11 protein-coding genes are annotated in these 14,606 nt (G+C 59.7%); 4 read left to right on the top strand and 7 right to left on the bottom strand.

What is annotated here, in order from left to right; translation table 11 throughout:
• Window positions 1-127 precede the first annotated feature (127 nt).
• Complete coding sequence (locus ACR0C5_RS01205) at window positions 128-1,582, bottom strand: BCCT family transporter (protein ID WP_237217533.1); 1,455 nt, start codon at window positions 1,580-1,582, stop codon at window positions 128-130.
• Between the two features lie 386 nt (window positions 1,583-1,968).
• Here ACR0C5_RS01205 and ACR0C5_RS01200 point away from each other — a divergent pair, with 386 nt between their 5' ends.
• From ACR0C5_RS01200 to ACR0C5_RS01190, 3 genes are all read left to right on the top strand, one after another.
• Window positions 1,969-2,934, top strand: a complete 966-nt coding sequence (locus ACR0C5_RS01200; RefSeq protein WP_480719396.1) for a TAXI family TRAP transporter solute-binding subunit — start codon at window positions 1,969-1,971, stop codon at window positions 2,932-2,934.
• Between the two features lie 106 nt (window positions 2,935-3,040).
• Window positions 3,041-5,659, top strand: coding sequence for a TRAP transporter permease (locus ACR0C5_RS01195; RefSeq protein WP_480873943.1), 2,619 nt, complete (start codon window positions 3,041-3,043; stop codon window positions 5,657-5,659).
• Window positions 5,656-6,087, top strand: a complete 432-nt coding sequence (locus ACR0C5_RS01190; protein ID WP_170775899.1) for a universal stress protein — start codon at window positions 5,656-5,658, stop codon at window positions 6,085-6,087. Before ACR0C5_RS01195 ends, ACR0C5_RS01190 begins: the two co-directional genes overlap by 4 nt.
• Here ACR0C5_RS01190 and ACR0C5_RS01185 read toward each other — a convergent pair whose 3' ends face one another.
• The 3 genes from ACR0C5_RS01185 to ACR0C5_RS01175 are packed head-to-tail and all read right to left on the bottom strand — an operon-like array spanning window position 6,088 to window position 10,176.
• The gene (locus ACR0C5_RS01185) at window positions 6,088-7,128 is read right to left on the bottom strand and encodes a lipocalin-like domain-containing protein (protein ID WP_480873940.1); all 1,041 of its coding nucleotides are present in this window, start codon (window positions 7,126-7,128) and stop codon (window positions 6,088-6,090) included. It abuts the gene before it with no gap.
• A complete protein-coding gene (locus ACR0C5_RS01180; RefSeq protein ID WP_480873938.1) occupies window positions 7,118-9,532 on the bottom strand; it encodes an FtsX-like permease family protein in 2,415 nt (804 codons plus the stop codon). Before ACR0C5_RS01180 ends, ACR0C5_RS01185 begins: the two co-directional genes overlap by 11 nt.
• Window positions 9,529-10,176, bottom strand: coding sequence for an ABC transporter ATP-binding protein (locus tag ACR0C5_RS01175; protein ID WP_170769813.1), 648 nt, complete (start codon window positions 10,174-10,176; stop codon window positions 9,529-9,531). Before ACR0C5_RS01175 ends, ACR0C5_RS01180 begins: the two co-directional genes overlap by 4 nt.
• A 163-nt stretch (window positions 10,177-10,339) precedes the next feature.
• On the opposite strand from ACR0C5_RS01175, the gene ACR0C5_RS01170 reads away from it, so the two are divergent.
• Window positions 10,340-10,774, top strand: coding sequence for an ion channel (locus ACR0C5_RS01170; RefSeq protein WP_170769812.1), 435 nt, complete (start codon window positions 10,340-10,342; stop codon window positions 10,772-10,774).
• Here the strand turns inward: ACR0C5_RS01170 and cls are convergent.
• The 3 genes from cls to ACR0C5_RS01155 all read right to left on the bottom strand — a co-directional run bounded on the left by cls (window position 10,771) and on the right by ACR0C5_RS01155 (window position 14,465).
• Entirely contained in the window at window positions 10,771-12,183 is a 1,413-nt protein-coding gene (gene cls, locus ACR0C5_RS01165) for a cardiolipin synthase (RefSeq protein ID WP_480873936.1), read from the bottom strand. The two genes, ACR0C5_RS01170 and cls, sit on opposite strands and share 4 nt — an antisense overlap.
• A 77-nt stretch (window positions 12,184-12,260) precedes the next feature.
• Window positions 12,261-13,367 (bottom strand): acetoin utilization protein AcuC, encoded by a 1,107-nt coding sequence (locus ACR0C5_RS01160; RefSeq protein ID WP_480873933.1) that lies wholly within the window; start codon window positions 13,365-13,367, stop codon window positions 12,261-12,263.
• Between the two features lie 3 nt (window positions 13,368-13,370).
• Entirely contained in the window at window positions 13,371-14,465 is a 1,095-nt protein-coding gene (locus tag ACR0C5_RS01155) for an AI-2E family transporter (RefSeq protein ID WP_480504277.1), read from the bottom strand.
• Window positions 14,466-14,606: the final 141 nt, after the last annotated feature.

Raw genomic sequence — 14,606 nt, 5'->3', positions numbered from 1 at the left:
CCTCCGCAAATTGTTCTGATACCTTACCCGAACAGGGGTCATTTCTTGGGTCGAAGCACGAGCCAGATCAGAAATCCCATATAGGCAAAGACGTTCACGTTCAGAACGGTATCGATCAGGGCTTGGCTCATGAACGGGCCTCTTGCGATAGGGATTTGAACAGGCAGATCACCAGAACTGGAACGATGAAGACAAATGCGATGGCCGACAGTGCGATGATAGAGCGGACAAGTCCGATATCCCCGACCAGAATCATCGCAAGCCCCAACGCTCCGAGAATGGCACCCCAGACAGTTCGAATACGCGGCGAGGGATTCTGATCGCCGCCGGTTCCGATCATGGCAAGAGTGAAGCCGGCGCTGACGACACTGGTTACGACAAACAAGAACGCCGCCAACACGGTCGCGGCCCGCGTGATGGAATCCAAGGGGAACCGTTCCAGCAGGGCAAACGTGGTTGCGTCCAAATTCTGGGCGTTGATAACCGATAGTGCCCCGTCCTGACGCAGGGCGTCATAGAAGCCAAGGCCGCCAAAAATACCGAACCAAAGTATCGAAAACAGGGTGGGTGCTATGATCACGCCGACAAGAAATTCTCGGATCGTTCTCCCGCGCGAGATCCGGGCGATGAATATGCCGACAAAAGGCGACCACGCCAGCCACCAGATCATGTAGTTCAGTGTCCAGCTTTGGAACCAGTTTACGATGGTTTCGTCAAAAAATTCGGCCGTCGAGAATCCAGCGGGTAAAACTTCGAACAGGTAGCGGCCAAATCCGGCGACAATGTCATTCATCAAAAATGAGGTCGGGCCCAGAATCAAAAGATAAATCATCATGGCCACGGCAATCAGCATCGCCGCGTTCGACAGTTTCGCCATTCCATCTCCAAGCTCTTTTCGTAGCGGGATGATGAACGCGATACAAAGCGCAATGAACACCGGGTAGGTCAGGACCTCGGGCGTATCTATTCCGATCAGGCCAGCCACGCCGGTTTGTATCTGGAATACACCCATTGCCATTGACCCGGCCAGGCCGACCGCGATGGCGACGATGGACAGGAGGTCAAAGATCCATCCCATCGCACGAGTCCAGCGTACATCGCCCAACGCCTCGACGACGGGTGCGCTTAGCAACATTGACCCACCCCGACGATAGGCGAAATAAGCAATGACAAGCGCTACAATTCCGTAGATCGCCCATGCGTGAAAGCCCCAGTTCAGGTAGGTCACGAACATCGCATAGCTGGCGGCTTCGGCATCGTTATTGTACTGTTTGAGAACCTCGAAATGAGTCAGAGGTTCGGCTGCGCCATAAAACAACAGCCCAACACCCATTCCGGCCGCAAACAGCATCGCGATCCAGGCGGGTGTCGAGAACTCGGGCTCGGTCGCGTCGCTTCCCAGACGGATATCGCCAAAGCGGGACAGGGCAAGGAAAATAGCCACGAAAAGAAGGCCGCTGACCTCAAGCATGATGAACCAGCCGCGGCTGTTGAACTGAGTGGCCACCGCAGTTTCAGCCAATCTGCCCAACCCTTGAGGGTCAGCGAGACCCCAACCGGCAATCGCGGCACTGAGGAGCAACGCAGTAATCAAAAGCGGGCTTGGGCCGTTGTTTTCCAAGTTTTTTCACCTTCTGGTCTGTTAGGCTTAGTTAATCCCATCCCCGGCTTGAAATAAAGCATGGGACATACTGTGTCGCGCTGCGTAGCGGCCGAAAAGGGGGTCGACCGTTCTACTGAGGGGAATTTTCGTCATCGGCCCTCAGATATGCGGTGCCGGGACGTTGCGCTGCGGGCGGGGGTTGACAAGCCGGGTCTCTGAATGAAACGTCGAAGCAGTTGGGAGACGTAGAAAATTCAGATGTTTGACCCTGTTGCCAGGTTGAACGGTGCAAAGCTTGTGCATGTGCCCGGCCAGGGCGCTCTGAAAATTCTCTCAAACACAATAAAAACATGGGAGTTATTCAAATGAAACACAGCAGAAAACTGGCCCTTGGCTCTGTCGTTGCCGCATTTTTGTCGCCTGCGGCTTATGCTGAGGAGTTCATCACGATTGGCACGGGTGGTGTAACGGGCGTTTATTATCCGACGGGTGGCGCGATTTGTCGTTTGGTTAACAAGGGCCGTAAGGAGCATGGGGTTCGGTGTTCGGTGGAATCGACGGGTGGGTCGGTTTACAACATCAACACCATCCGCGAGGGTGAGCTGGAGTTTGGTGTGGCGCAGTCTGACTGGCAGTACCATGCTTACAACGGCACCTCGAAATTCGAAGATGCGGGCGCGTTTGAGAACCTGCGCGCGGTGTTCTCGGTCCATCCTGAGCCGTTCACGGTTGTGGCGCGCGCGGATGCGGGGATTTCCAGCTTTGAAGACCTCAAGGGCAAGCGCGTGAACATCGGCAACCCGGGTTCGGGTCAGCGCGGCACGATGGATGTTGTGCTTGAGGCCGTGGGCTGGACGCTGGACGATTTCGAGCTGGCCTCGGAGCTGAAAGCGGCTGAGCAGTCGGCGGCGCTGTGCGACAACCAGATCGATGCGATGATCTACACCGTGGGTCACCCGTCGGGCTCGATCCAGGAGGCGACCACTGCGTGTGATTCCGTTCTGGTGAACGTGACCGGCGATGCGATCGATGGTCTGATCGACGGCAATTCCTACTACCGCACCGCGACCATCCCCGGTGGCATGTATCGCGGCTCGGATGGCGACACCACGACCTTTGGTGTGGGCGCGACCTTTGTGACCTCGGCGGATGTATCCGATGACGCGGTCTATGCGGTTGTCAGCTCGGTCTTTGAAAACTTTGACGATTTCAAAAAGCTGCACCCGGCATTTGCGAACCTGAAGCCCGAAGAGATGATCTCGGACGGTCTGTCGGCGCCGCTGCATCCGGGTGCCGAGAAGTACTACAAGGAAAAAGGCTGGCTGCAGTAAGCCGGACCTGATGTGGGGCGCGCCTGTGACGGGCGCGCCCCTTTTGCACCCGGAGCAGCCGGGTGGACGATAAGGCCGAAACGGCCATATGACGGGGAGACGCCAGATGAGTTCCGACACACAATCCAACCGCCCGCTATCCGAGGAAGAGCTTCAGGATCTGGTGGCGTCCTCTGACGCGGGCGCGCGCAATCCGGCGGGGAATGTGGGGCTGTTTCTGGCCATCGTGGCGGTGCTGTGGTCGGTCTTTCAGGTGGTGCTGGCCTCGCCCTTGTCGAATGTGCTGCTGCCGGGCAGCGTGGTGAACAACTCGCGCCAGATCCATCTGGCCTTTGCGATCTTTCTGGCCTTTGCGGCCTATCCGGCGCTGAAATCCAGCCCGCGCAATTACATCCCCGTGCAGGATTGGATCATGGGCGTGGTGGGTGCGGTGATCGCGCTTTATGGTTATATTTTCTACGAAAAAGTCGTGAACAATGGCCTGTTGGCCGATGACGTGGACAAATGGGTGGCCCTGGCTGGGTTGCTGTTGCTGTTCGAGGCCGCGCGGCGTGCGCTTGGCCCGGCGATGGCGATCATTGCCACGATTTTCCTGGCCTATGTGTTCTTTGGCTCATCCTCCTGGGTGCCCGAGGTGATCCAGTGGAAGGGCGCCAGCCTGAAAAAGGCCATGAGCCATATGTGGATCACGTCCGAAGGTGTGTTTGGCATCGCTTTGGGCGTCTCGACCAAGTTCGTCTTCCTCTTCGTGCTGTTCGGTGCGCTTTTGGATAAGGCGGGTGCGGGCAATTACTTTATCAAGATGGCCTTTGGCGCGCTGGGTCACCTGCGCGGCGGCCCGGCCAAGGCGGCTGTGGTGGGGTCTGCGGCGACCGGGCTGATCTCGGGTTCTTCGATTGCCAATGTGGTGACTACCGGCACCTTCACCATCCCGCTGATGAAGCGGGTGGGCTTTTCCAGCGAACAGGCGGGCTCGGTCGAGGTCGCCTCTTCGGTGAACGGTCAGATCATGCCGCCGGTGATGGGGGCAGCGGCCTTTTTGATGGTGGAATATGTGGGCATTTCCTATGTCGAGGTGATCACGCATGCCTTCCTGCCGGCGGCGATCTCGTACATCGCACTGGTCTATATCGTGCACTTGGAGGCGGTGAAGCGGAACATGCCGACGCTGGGCAACCGCGTGGTGTCGATGGGCCGCACGATCGGTGGCATGGCGCTGTTCTTTGTGGGCTTTGCCGGGCTGTGCTATGGCATCCAATACCCGATCAAGGCGGTGATTGCGCTGATCCCCGGTGCCTCGGGTCTGGTGCTGTCGGCGCTGGTTGTTGTGGCCTATATGATCTTGTTGAAACTGGCCTCGGGCGTCGAGGATCTCGTCCCCGATGACCCCAACGCCAAAGAGGTCGAGCTGCCGGTCATTGCCGAGATCTACAAGGCCGGTCTGCATTACCTGCTGCCGATCATCGTGCTGGTCTACTTCCTGATGATCGAGCAGAAATCGCCAGGTCTGTCGGCTTTCTGGGCCACATCGCTGCTGTTCGTGATCCTGCTGACGCAGAAGCCGCTGAAGTCGATCTTCCGGGGCGAAAGCGACACGGCCAATGCCTTCATGGCTGGCGTGGCCGACCTGTGGAACGGCCTGATCGACGGCGCGCGCAACATGATCGGCATCGCACTGGCCACCGCCACTGCAGGCGTGATTGTGGGCACCGTGACGCTGACCGGTGTGGGGCAGGTGATGGCCGATCTGGTCGAGTTCCTGTCGGGCGGCAACCTGATCGCCATGCTGGCGCTGGTGGGCCTGCTCAGCCTTATTCTGGGCATGGGCCTGCCGACCACGGCGAACTATATCGTCGTCAGCTCGCTGATGGCGGGTGTGGTCGTGGAACTGGGCGCGCAGGACGGTCTGATCGTGCCGCTGATCGCGGTGCATCTGTTTGTGTTCTACTTCGGCATCATGGCCGATGTGACGCCGCCCGTGGGTCTGGCCAGCTTTGCCGCTGCTGCCGTGTCAGGAGGCGACGCGATCAAGACGGGCTTTACCGCCTTCTTCTACAGCCTGCGCACCGTGGCGCTGCCGTTCGTGTTCATCTTCAACACCGATCTCTTGCTGATTGATGTGGGCTGGGTGCAGGGCATTCTGGTGGCCATCTCTGCGACCATCGCGATCCTGATCTTCACCGCCGGCACCATGGGCTGGTTCCTGACCCGCAACCGCATCTACGAAAGCGTGGCGCTGATCCTGATCGCCTTTGCGCTGTTCCGTCCGGACTTCTTCATGAACCGCATCGCGCCACCCTTCGCGCAGATCGACCCGGCACAGCTGGAGCAAGCCGTGGGCGACGCCGCACCGGGCAGCACCCTGCGGATCGAGGTCGCGGGCCCCGATTTTGACACCGGCAACATGACCGAAACCACCGTGGTCCTGACGGTCGGCGACGAGGGTGATGGTGCGGCCCGCATCGACGCCCTTGGCCTGTTGCCGCTTGAGGAGGACGGCCTGGTCAAGCTGGATGAGCCTCTGTTCGGCACCCCGGTCTCGGACGAGCTGTCGAACTTCGACTACTACGCCGACGAGCCCGTCCGCATCACCACCGTGCAGGCCCCCCAGAACCAGCCCCCCAAAGAGCTGATCTTCATCCCGGCGCTGATCTTGCTGGGCTTCATCGCCTTCCTGCAACGCAGCCGTGCAGCCCGCACAAGCGAACAAGAGGTAACATCATGATCAAATCCGTCCTCTGTGCCGTAGATGCCGGGAAGCCCGAAACCGATGCCGAGGTCCTACGTCAGGCCGCGCGGCTGGCAGAGCTCGACAATGCTCAGCTTGATGTTGTTACGGTGCTGCCCGATTTTGGGGAATCCTTTGTCGGCAGCTTCTTCGAGCCCGAGCATCACGAGCAAGCCGTGGCCAAAGCGCAAGAAGCGCTCGAGGCGCTGGGTCAATCGGTCCTGGGCGAAGCGCGCAACGCACAGGTACGCCATGTGGTCGCCACGGGCACGGCCTATCAGAAAATCCTGCACACGGCCAAAGAAGCAGGCAGCGACCTGATCGTCATCGGCGCACACCGGCCCGACCTCAAAGACTACCTCCTCGGCCCAAACGCAGCACGCGTCGTCAGACACTCAGAAGTCTCAGTCTACGTCGTGCGCTGATCAATAGCCGGTCATTTCAAGGTAGCCGCGCCCTGTGTGACTGCCTGATACCATGATCGGGCCTTCCCAATACTCAAATCGCGTTGCCATCCATGCTTTGGGCGTCAGGGCCGTGACTTCGACATCCACTCCGCGTTCAGGCAATTCAACGCGCCAGCGAACGGGGATGTCTCGCTCTGCGATCCGCGCTGTGTCCAGCGGGGTGAAACGGGTTGACCCGTCCGGCAACGGGGTTGTGGTGCCATCTGCGCCAATCCATGTGGCCGCCGTGAAATCTTGTTGCGTCCCACGAAGACGGAAGGCCATCAGCTTGTCTCCGTCGTCAAAACTAAGCGAGAACCAGTCCCATCCGATCTGATCCGCGGCCAGAGGTTGCGAGGACCATTCTCGATCCAGCCAGCCCTGACCCTGCACGGCGACATTGCCTTCCGGCAGGTGCAATGTTCCCTCAACACTGTAGAAGGGCTGCGAGTAGTAGTGGCTTGCCTGTCCTTCGGCGGATTTCACGGAATATCCGTCCGCCCCGTGAAACACCAACGGGCCTTGGGCTGTCAGGCTCAGGTCATACGTGAACTCTGCGCCGCTGGCACGCAGCTGCAAGCTGTTCAGATCATCCCCTCGCATATACCAATCATCGACCCATGCCTCGAACGGCGAGGCCGTCACTCCGGCCTGACCGATGCCGCCGCGCGAGAGACGCTCGGCCAGAAAATGGTTGTCAGGCGTTGTGACGGCAGCGTGGCCCAGCCAAAGCTGTGGGTTTTGCCAGCCATCTGTTTGAAAGGGCTTCAATGCAGATCGGAACAATGTCCACTGGATACCATAATCGCGCCCGTCCTCGCCTTGCAGATTGGCCGTCAGGTACCACCACTCGATCCGGTAGTCGGGGTGAGGGCCGTGGTCAGCCGGGAATTGAAATTGATATCCGCGTTGGGGGATCGCAAAGCCTTCGGCAGATCCGCCTAGGCCCGCATAGCTTTGCGCGTGAGCCAAATTGGGTAGAAGCAGAACGGCGATCAGAAACCAAGCCCTAACGTTCATTGGCAAATACCCTCAGTAAGTCCGCAGGTGGCAGGCGCAGCAGGCGCAAGGCAGGCAGGGCGGCCGCAACAAAAGCCGCCAGAATGGTCAGCGCCAGAAGATAGGCCCAATCCGCAGGGAAAAGATACATCGGCAAGCGCCAGCCAAAAGCCTCGACATTGATGACGGCCAGCAGGGCCCATGCAAGTGCAAGCCCAAGTGGCAGCGCCAGCACTGCTGTCAGTGCGGCCATCAGGATACTGCGCAGCACCTCGAGCCACGCCAGCCGATTCCGGGTTAGCCCCAGCGCCCAGACCGGCGCGATCTGGGGCAGGCGCTGGGTCCACAAGGTCAGCAGGCTGGTCAATATTGCAAACCCGGCCACACCCAGCGTCAGGACATTCAGTGCCGAGGTTACGACAAATGTCTTGTCGAACACTGCCAGCGATTGCGCCTTGATCGCCGCTTGCTGAACCACGGCGCCCGACGGCAGATCGAACCGGTCTCGCAACTCCTGCGCCAGAGCCGAGGCACGCTCGGGCGGTATGCGAATGCCGAATTGCCGTGTCTCGATCCCCGGTGCGATCATGTCCAAAAGCGGCATTGCGATAATGGCCTGCCCGGTTGGGTTGCCATAGTCGGAATAGACGGCGGCGATGGGCAAGGTGGTCGCCGATGTCAGCGCCAACTCATCGCCGGGCCAGAGGTTTTGACGGCGGGCGAGTTGCTCGTTGATCAATACTGCGCGCCCCTGCATCACTTGGTCCCACGCGCCGTCGGACGTGGCGATCAGCGGCCAGTTCTCGCGATAAGTCGGATGGTCCAGAACGCCGTATAGGAACAATGGACCGCTTTCATGCGCTATTTCGGTGTTGCGAATGGGCAGGATCATATCAGCCTGAGGGGCAAGCCACTGCGCGATCTCTTGGCCCTGCGCATCGTCGGCGGCGGTCAGGTAGAGTTCCGAGGCCAAACGCTGATCGAGCCAGCCGGTAAAGGTCAGGCGGAAGCTCGACACCATCGTGCTGACGCCGATATTGGCGGCCAGTGCCAGCAGTAGGGCTATCAATGCTAGCGAAAGGCCCGGTAGTTGCGCGCGCATATCCGACCAGACCCATTGTGCGACGGGGCCGTTCGCCCGAGCCCCGAAGCCGCGTAACAGGATGGACAGAAGGAACGGCAGCAGTAGGGCCGAGCCGATCAGAAGGCCCGCGACAAGGATGAAGCCAGCCATCAATCCTCCGATCGCCAATTGCGCGCCGATACCGAGAGCAATCGCGGCAACTCCGACGAGCGCGACTACACGCCGACCCGAGGCCGCGCTGCGCCAGGCTTGAACGCCTGCCCCGGACAGCAGCGGCATGTGGGCCAGTCGAAGCAGGGCGTGACCGCTGGCCAGCAAGGTACCACCCAGTGCCATGGCAAGTCCTGCCAAGGCCCATTGTGGTTGCAGGCTGATTTGCCCGCTGACCGGCGCGCCGTATAGACCGCGCAGCGTGGCGGCCACATCTGGCAACAGGGCACCAGCGATAAAGAACCCGAGCAGCAGACCCAACACGCCGCCGATCAGGGCCAGTAAGGCCAACTCGGCCAGAATGGTCCAGACCAGCCGCCGCATCGACACGCCAAGGGCGCGCACCGTGCGGATCATCGCGCGCCGTTGGGCGAAGGCCAGCCCAACCGTGCCATGAACGATGAAAAGACCCACTGCAAAGGACAAAAGCCCGAAGGCGGACAGGTTCAGATGAAAGCTGTCGGTCAATTGCGCGGTGTCCAATTGGTTCGCAGCGGGGATACGGTCGAGATCGGGGGTGATCTCTGGCAGAGCGGGCAGGCCCTTCGGTTGTTGTGGCAATACGACCAGGTGGCTGATCTGGCCACGACGGTCCAGCAGGGTTTCAGCCACGCCGATATCGGTCAGGATCAAACCGGGTGGCAGGGCGTCACTGATCAGGACCGGCGGCAGAGACTGCTGGTTTTGCAACCGGTCGGCCACTGGGGGCGTTGTCAGCAAGCGACCCGGTGCGGTTAGCATATCGGCAGGGTCAGGCGGGGCAGCCCCTTCTTCGACCTGAGTAACAGCGGGCAAGGCCGGGTAAGCGACCATATCAACACCAAGCAACCGGAACCTGTTCTCTCCGATACGAACCGAGCCTTCGAGCACAGCGGCCACCTGCCAACCTGCGCGTCTGAGCGTTGCATATTGTTCGATCGGGATCGTCCCCGAAGGGTTGCGTAGCGTGTCGAAGCGGCCCAGCAGCAGTTGATCTTTGGCGCGTTGATAGCTGGCCCGCGCCTCGGCATTGATGGCCTGAACCGCAGACCACAGGCCAGTGGCCAGCGCGATGCCGATCAGCAATGTGGCCAGTTGCAACCGATGCGCCCGCCAATGGGACAGCAGAGCCAGCAGGACGACACGCGTCATGCCACCCGCCCACCAGACAGATGCGCGTGATGATCCAGTCGCCCGGCAATGTCCTGTGAATGCGTGACAAGCAGCAGCGCAGCCTTGGTTTCCGCGATCAGGGACAGCATCAGGTCCAGCACCGTGGCGCTGGCGGTTTCGTCCAGATTTCCCGTCGGCTCATCCGCAAGCAGCAGCTTGGGTCGTGTTGCCATGGCGCGCCCGATGGCGACGCGTTGCTGCTGGCCTCCCGACAGGGTCTCGGGGTATCGGTCCAGTAAATCGGACAGTCCCAGTCGCGTGGCCAGATGACCGACCCATTCTGCATCCAGCCGGTTCGCAAGCCGCGCGTGAAAAGCTAGGTTCTGCGCGACGGTCAGTGAGGGGATCAGGTTGAACTGCTGAAACACCAATGCCACGCTTTCACGGCGCAAGGCCGCCCGACCGGGATCGTCCAAACCGGACAGAGCGGTCCCGTCCAGCGTGATCTCGCCCCCGTCGAACCCATCAAGCGCGCCCACAAGGTTCAAAAGCGTGCTCTTGCCGCTGCCGCTTTCGCCCGTCAGCGCCAGAGTTTGCCCGCGATCAAGGTTCAGCGTCACCCCTTGCAAAACGGGGCGACCACCCGGATAGGATTTCCGAACGTCGTCGATCTTCAGCAGCATTTCCAAGCCTCTAACGATGTCCGTCACAATGTGGACCCTTCGGCATTGGTGTCCAGACCAGAGTTGATTTCGCACCCTTTCGTCGCAGCCGGGCAGGTGGGGTTGTTCAGCCCTGTTGAACACGTCATGGTGAGGTCAAGTGGTCACAATGAGACGGGCGAGCATGACATTACCAGAGCAAATTGTCTGGGGCAGTCTTTATCTGGGGATTTGCTTCCTGATCGAGATCGTGCTGCTGACTTGGTGTACGCAGGTGATCCGAGTGCTTTCTCTGCGGTTGGAGCAGAGCAAACGGTTCTTTACCATCGCAGCACCTTTATGTACCGCGCTGGCGTTTATCGTTCTGATTCATACGTTTCAGGTCTGGCTATGGGCCGTTGTGTGGGTGCTGGGGGAAACACTGCCGGAATGGAATGAGGCGCTCTATTTCTCATTGGTGACATTCACGACACTTGGCTATGGCGATATTGTCTTGGGTGAGGGGCTGAGGATTTTCGGCGCCTTCGCCTCGGTGACAGGTCTGTTGGCGTTCGGGTTGTCGACGGCCTTCATGGTCGCCTTGATGACCCGTGTTTTTCAGGAAGAGTTGATCTCTTAAAGGATCGGCGCAAAGAGCCGCGCCAGAGGGGAGCCGAAGCGGATATAAAGGCGTTGTTCGGACAGGTCGCGGTCCAGCTCGTAGCTTTGTTCGAAATCCGCCTCCAGCATTTGGGCCACCGCATTGGCGGCGCGGCTGTCAAAAAAGAGCGCCATGGCCTCGAAATTCAGGCGGAAGGATCGGTTGTCTAGATTCGTGGTACCGACGGCGGCCAACGTGTCATCCACGACAAAAGCTTTTTGGTGCATGAAACCGTTGGTATAGCGGAAGACCCGCGCGCCACAGTCGCGCACCTCGTCGAAATAGGCAAAGGCTGCCAGCCAGGGCAGGCGGTGATCCATCACTTCGGGTACCAGAATGCGCACGTCTACCCCGCGCAGGGCAGCGTGCTGAAGGGCGGTCATTATGTCGATATCGGGCACGAAATAGGGCGATGCGATCCACAAACGCGCTTTCGCCTCGGTAATGGCGGCAAAGAACATCATTGAACCGGTTTCTGTTTCGTCACCGGGACCAGTTGCAACCAAAAGCGCGTTCATGTCCTGATCAGACTCCGAGCCTGCCCAGTCCAGATCGTCGATCAGGTCTTCTTCATGGGCCCAGTGCCAATCTTCGGTAAAGATCAATTGCAGCTGCCGGACGATATGACCGCTCATCTTGATATGCGTATCGCGCCAGTGCCCGAAATAGTTGTCTTGCCCCAGATATTCGACGCCTACATTGTGCCCGCCGATAAACCCGGTTTCACCATCGATGATCACCGTCTTGCGGTGGTTGCGGTAATTGAGCTGAAAGCGGTGTTGTGGTCCGCGCCGATCACGCGGGTTGGCAATCTCGACTCCGGCTTCGCGCAGCGTGTCCAGATAGGCCGTGGGCAGGCCATAGCTGCCGACAGCGTCAGTCATGAAGCGCACGCTCACGCCACGCTGGGCAGCGTCGATCAGTTTGGACTGCAACCTTTGGCCCAGCGCGTCATCGCGCACGATGTAGAACTGTATCAGGATGTAGTTCCGCGCCGCATCAATCGCCTCGAATATGGCGTCGAACGTGGCTTGCCCGTCGACCAGCAACGCGGCCCCGTTCCCGCGCGAGACGGGCAGGTGGGCAAGTGCCTCGAACGGGCGCGGGTTGATCCGCATCGTGGCCGGATCGGGTCGCGAGAAATCGGCGAATGTCTTGATCCCTTCGACCACACTTTCGCTGTGCTTGCGCGCGATGCGATAACCGCGAAACCTGTGGTGGCCCAGAAACAGATAGAGCGGGACGCCAAACACCGGGGCCGAGATCAGGAATACCACCCAGCCTACGGCCCCTTGCGGCGTGCGCGCGGTCTGCGCGGCGCGGATCGCAAAGACTGCCGCCAGCACATAAAGCGCAAAGACAAGCGCAGAAACAAGCAATGTCCACACGGGGTTATAGGCCCTCGTTCCAGTTATTTGCCCCAGTGTATCCCCGTTTGCGATCCGGGGCTATACGCGTGCTGAGATTAAGGCAACCGAGCCGCCAATTGCGCGAGGTCGGCCCGCAAGGTGTCCCGAACCTCGCCTGAATTCGGGCGGTCGCGCAGCGTTTCAAACCAATGCAGAGGTGGCCGCTTGCCCGCAGCCCTGTTCCAGCGCAGGCCGCGCAAAGTGCTTTGCGAGGTGTTGTTCAGCCGGTCCGGGATCTCGGTCCCGTTCAGCACCGCCCAAACACCTGTCCAAAGTCGGGCGACTGACCACGGGTTGTATCCGCCGCCACCCAACACCAGCAGGCGTGGCGCCAAGCCGCGCAGGGCCGCTACGGTGCGCCAATGGGCGTTGTTGGACAGGGTTAGGCGCGACAGAGGGTCCTCGGCCACTGCATCGGCCCCGCATTGCAGCACAATGGCCTGAGGTCGGAACGACGTTGTGGCGGGCAGGATCAACTGGTCGAGGATCGTATAGAACTCATCATCATTCAGCCCGCGTTCGACGGGCAGATTGAAGGCGGCACCGCCAGCCGTGTCCGTCAAAGCGCCGGTAAAGGGCCAGCGGCGCGTTTCGTGGACCGAGATCATGCGGATTTTGGCCGACCCTGCAAATGCGCTTTCAACCCCGTCGCAGTGATGGGCGTCAATATCCACGTAGACGATTCGATCCAGCCCGGATTTCAACAAGGTCAGTATCGCCAGAACCGGATCGTTCAGATAGCAAAACCCGTTGGCGCGGTCCGCAAGCCCATGATGCGTGCCGCCTGCGGGGCTGAAAACGATGCCGCCCTCGCGCAGAAGTTCGGCACCCAGCATCGACCCTCCGGCGGCGGTGGCGGGACGGCGGTACATCTCGGCAAAAACAGGGTTGGACAAAGTTCCCAGCCCGTATCGGCTGCGGGTGTCATTCGAGACGGCCTGCTCGGCCTCGGCCTGTTGCAGCGCGGTGACGTAGTCCGGCGTATGAAATGCGTGCAGGGCAGAGGGTTTTGCGCAAGGACTGACACGGTAGTTCTGCTGGTTCAGCCAGCCTTGCGCGCGACACAGGTCGATGACCGTCGACACACGCGGAATCGCCAGCGGATGCTGTGTGCCGTAGGTAGAGTGCCGATAGATCTCGGACCCGATGAACACAGGCTGCATGGTTCACCCTGCGCGCGGGTCTTCGCCCAAGCTTCCATCCAGCGACATCATGATCGCAATCGGCCTGAGTGCTGGGATATGGCTGAACACGATGAGAATGCAGACGGTCAGCGGCACGCTGAGGAACGCGCCAATCATGCCCCAGACCGTGGTCCAGAAGGTCAGCGCCAGAATGACAAGGAAGGTCGACATGTTCAGCGATCGCCCCAGCATGGCGGGGTCCACAAAATTGCCGATGAGGAATTGGATGGTGCCGCACCCCAGCACGATGATCAGGAACGGACCGATGCTTTCAAATTGAACCAGCGCGATCATGGCCGGGAAAATGACCGCAATGATCGAGCCGATCGAGGGGATGAAATTCAGCGCGAAGGTCAGGACGGCCCAGGTCTCGGCATATTCCAGCCCGAGAACACGGAAGATCGAATAGCTGATCCCGGCCGTGACCAGGCTGATAAAGGTCTTTACCCCCACATACCGTTGCAGACTAAACGAAATGGCATCCAGCACCGCCGCGAAGTCTGCTCCGGTTTGAGGGTTCCCCGCAACCAGTTGTATTTTCTTGCGAAACGCCAACCGCTCGGCCATCAGGAACGCAACATAAAGGCTGATCAGAAAGAACTGATTCAGCAACGAGGTAGCGCTGCCCAGCATTACGCGCGCGACATAGGACATGTCGATGCTGATCAGATTGTCACGGATAAAGCTTGTAACGTCATTGCCCACCAGCCCCGCGATCCGGTTCACGGCGCTGTCGAATTGATCTTCGTAGGTGTTGATCGAGCGGGCAAACTGTGTCGCCTGACTGCCCAGAATATACATGATCATGAACAAACCGGCCAAAACAACGATAACACCGGCGATGTTGGCAACCCAGACCGGCACGCGTGTGATGGAGATGACACGATCGCTGACCGCGATGATTAGAACGTTGATCAGCAAGGCCATGGTCAGCGGGATCAGAAAGGCGGACCCAGCATAAAGGCCCAGCACCACCAGCGTGGCGACTATCGCGGTGTCACGCACGACCGACAGGCGCAGTCGCGGTCGTGTCACATGTGGTTCCTGATCCAAAGGCATCGTTTTGTCTGTTGCCATTCTAGCTGTCTTGAGAAGCCGATTTACTGCTCTGATCCTGCACAGCCGAGCAGGATTATGCAATGCACGCAAGCGTTTGGGAGTATTAATTTGCGTTGAATCGGGTTTTGACGGTTCTGTGATCCGGCGCGCCGCGTTAAG

It is taken from the genome of Ruegeria sp. N8, assembly GCF_056531325.1.
This window is presented reverse-complemented; position numbering and strand designations above follow the sequence as displayed.

What these genes read in the sequence shown, in the direction of transcription:
- ACR0C5_RS01185 (WP_480873940.1), bottom strand. Translation starts at nt 7,128, where the DNA reads ATGAACGTTAGGGCTTGGTTTCTGATCGCCGTTCTGCTTCTACCCAAT.
- ACR0C5_RS01190 (WP_170775899.1), top strand. Translation starts at nt 5,656, where the DNA reads ATGATCAAATCCGTCCTCTGTGCCGTAGATGCCGGGAAGCCCGAAACC.
- ACR0C5_RS01180 (WP_480873938.1), bottom strand. Translation starts at nt 9,532, where the DNA reads ATGACGCGTGTCGTCCTGCTGGCTCTGCTGTCCCATTGGCGGGCGCAT.
- ACR0C5_RS01160 (WP_480873933.1), bottom strand. Translation starts at nt 13,367, where the DNA reads ATGCAGCCTGTGTTCATCGGGTCCGAGATCTATCGGCACTCTACCTAC.
- ACR0C5_RS01170 (WP_170769812.1), top strand. Translation starts at nt 10,340, where the DNA reads ATGACATTACCAGAGCAAATTGTCTGGGGCAGTCTTTATCTGGGGATT.
- ACR0C5_RS01155 (WP_480504277.1), bottom strand. Translation starts at nt 14,465, where the DNA reads ATGGCAACAGACAAAACGATGCCTTTGGATCAGGAACCACATGTGACA.
- ACR0C5_RS01195 (WP_480873943.1), top strand. Translation starts at nt 3,041, where the DNA reads ATGAGTTCCGACACACAATCCAACCGCCCGCTATCCGAGGAAGAGCTT.
- ACR0C5_RS01200 (WP_480719396.1), top strand. Translation starts at nt 1,969, where the DNA reads ATGAAACACAGCAGAAAACTGGCCCTTGGCTCTGTCGTTGCCGCATTT.
- ACR0C5_RS01175 (WP_170769813.1), bottom strand. Translation starts at nt 10,176, where the DNA reads ATGCTGCTGAAGATCGACGACGTTCGGAAATCCTATCCGGGTGGTCGC.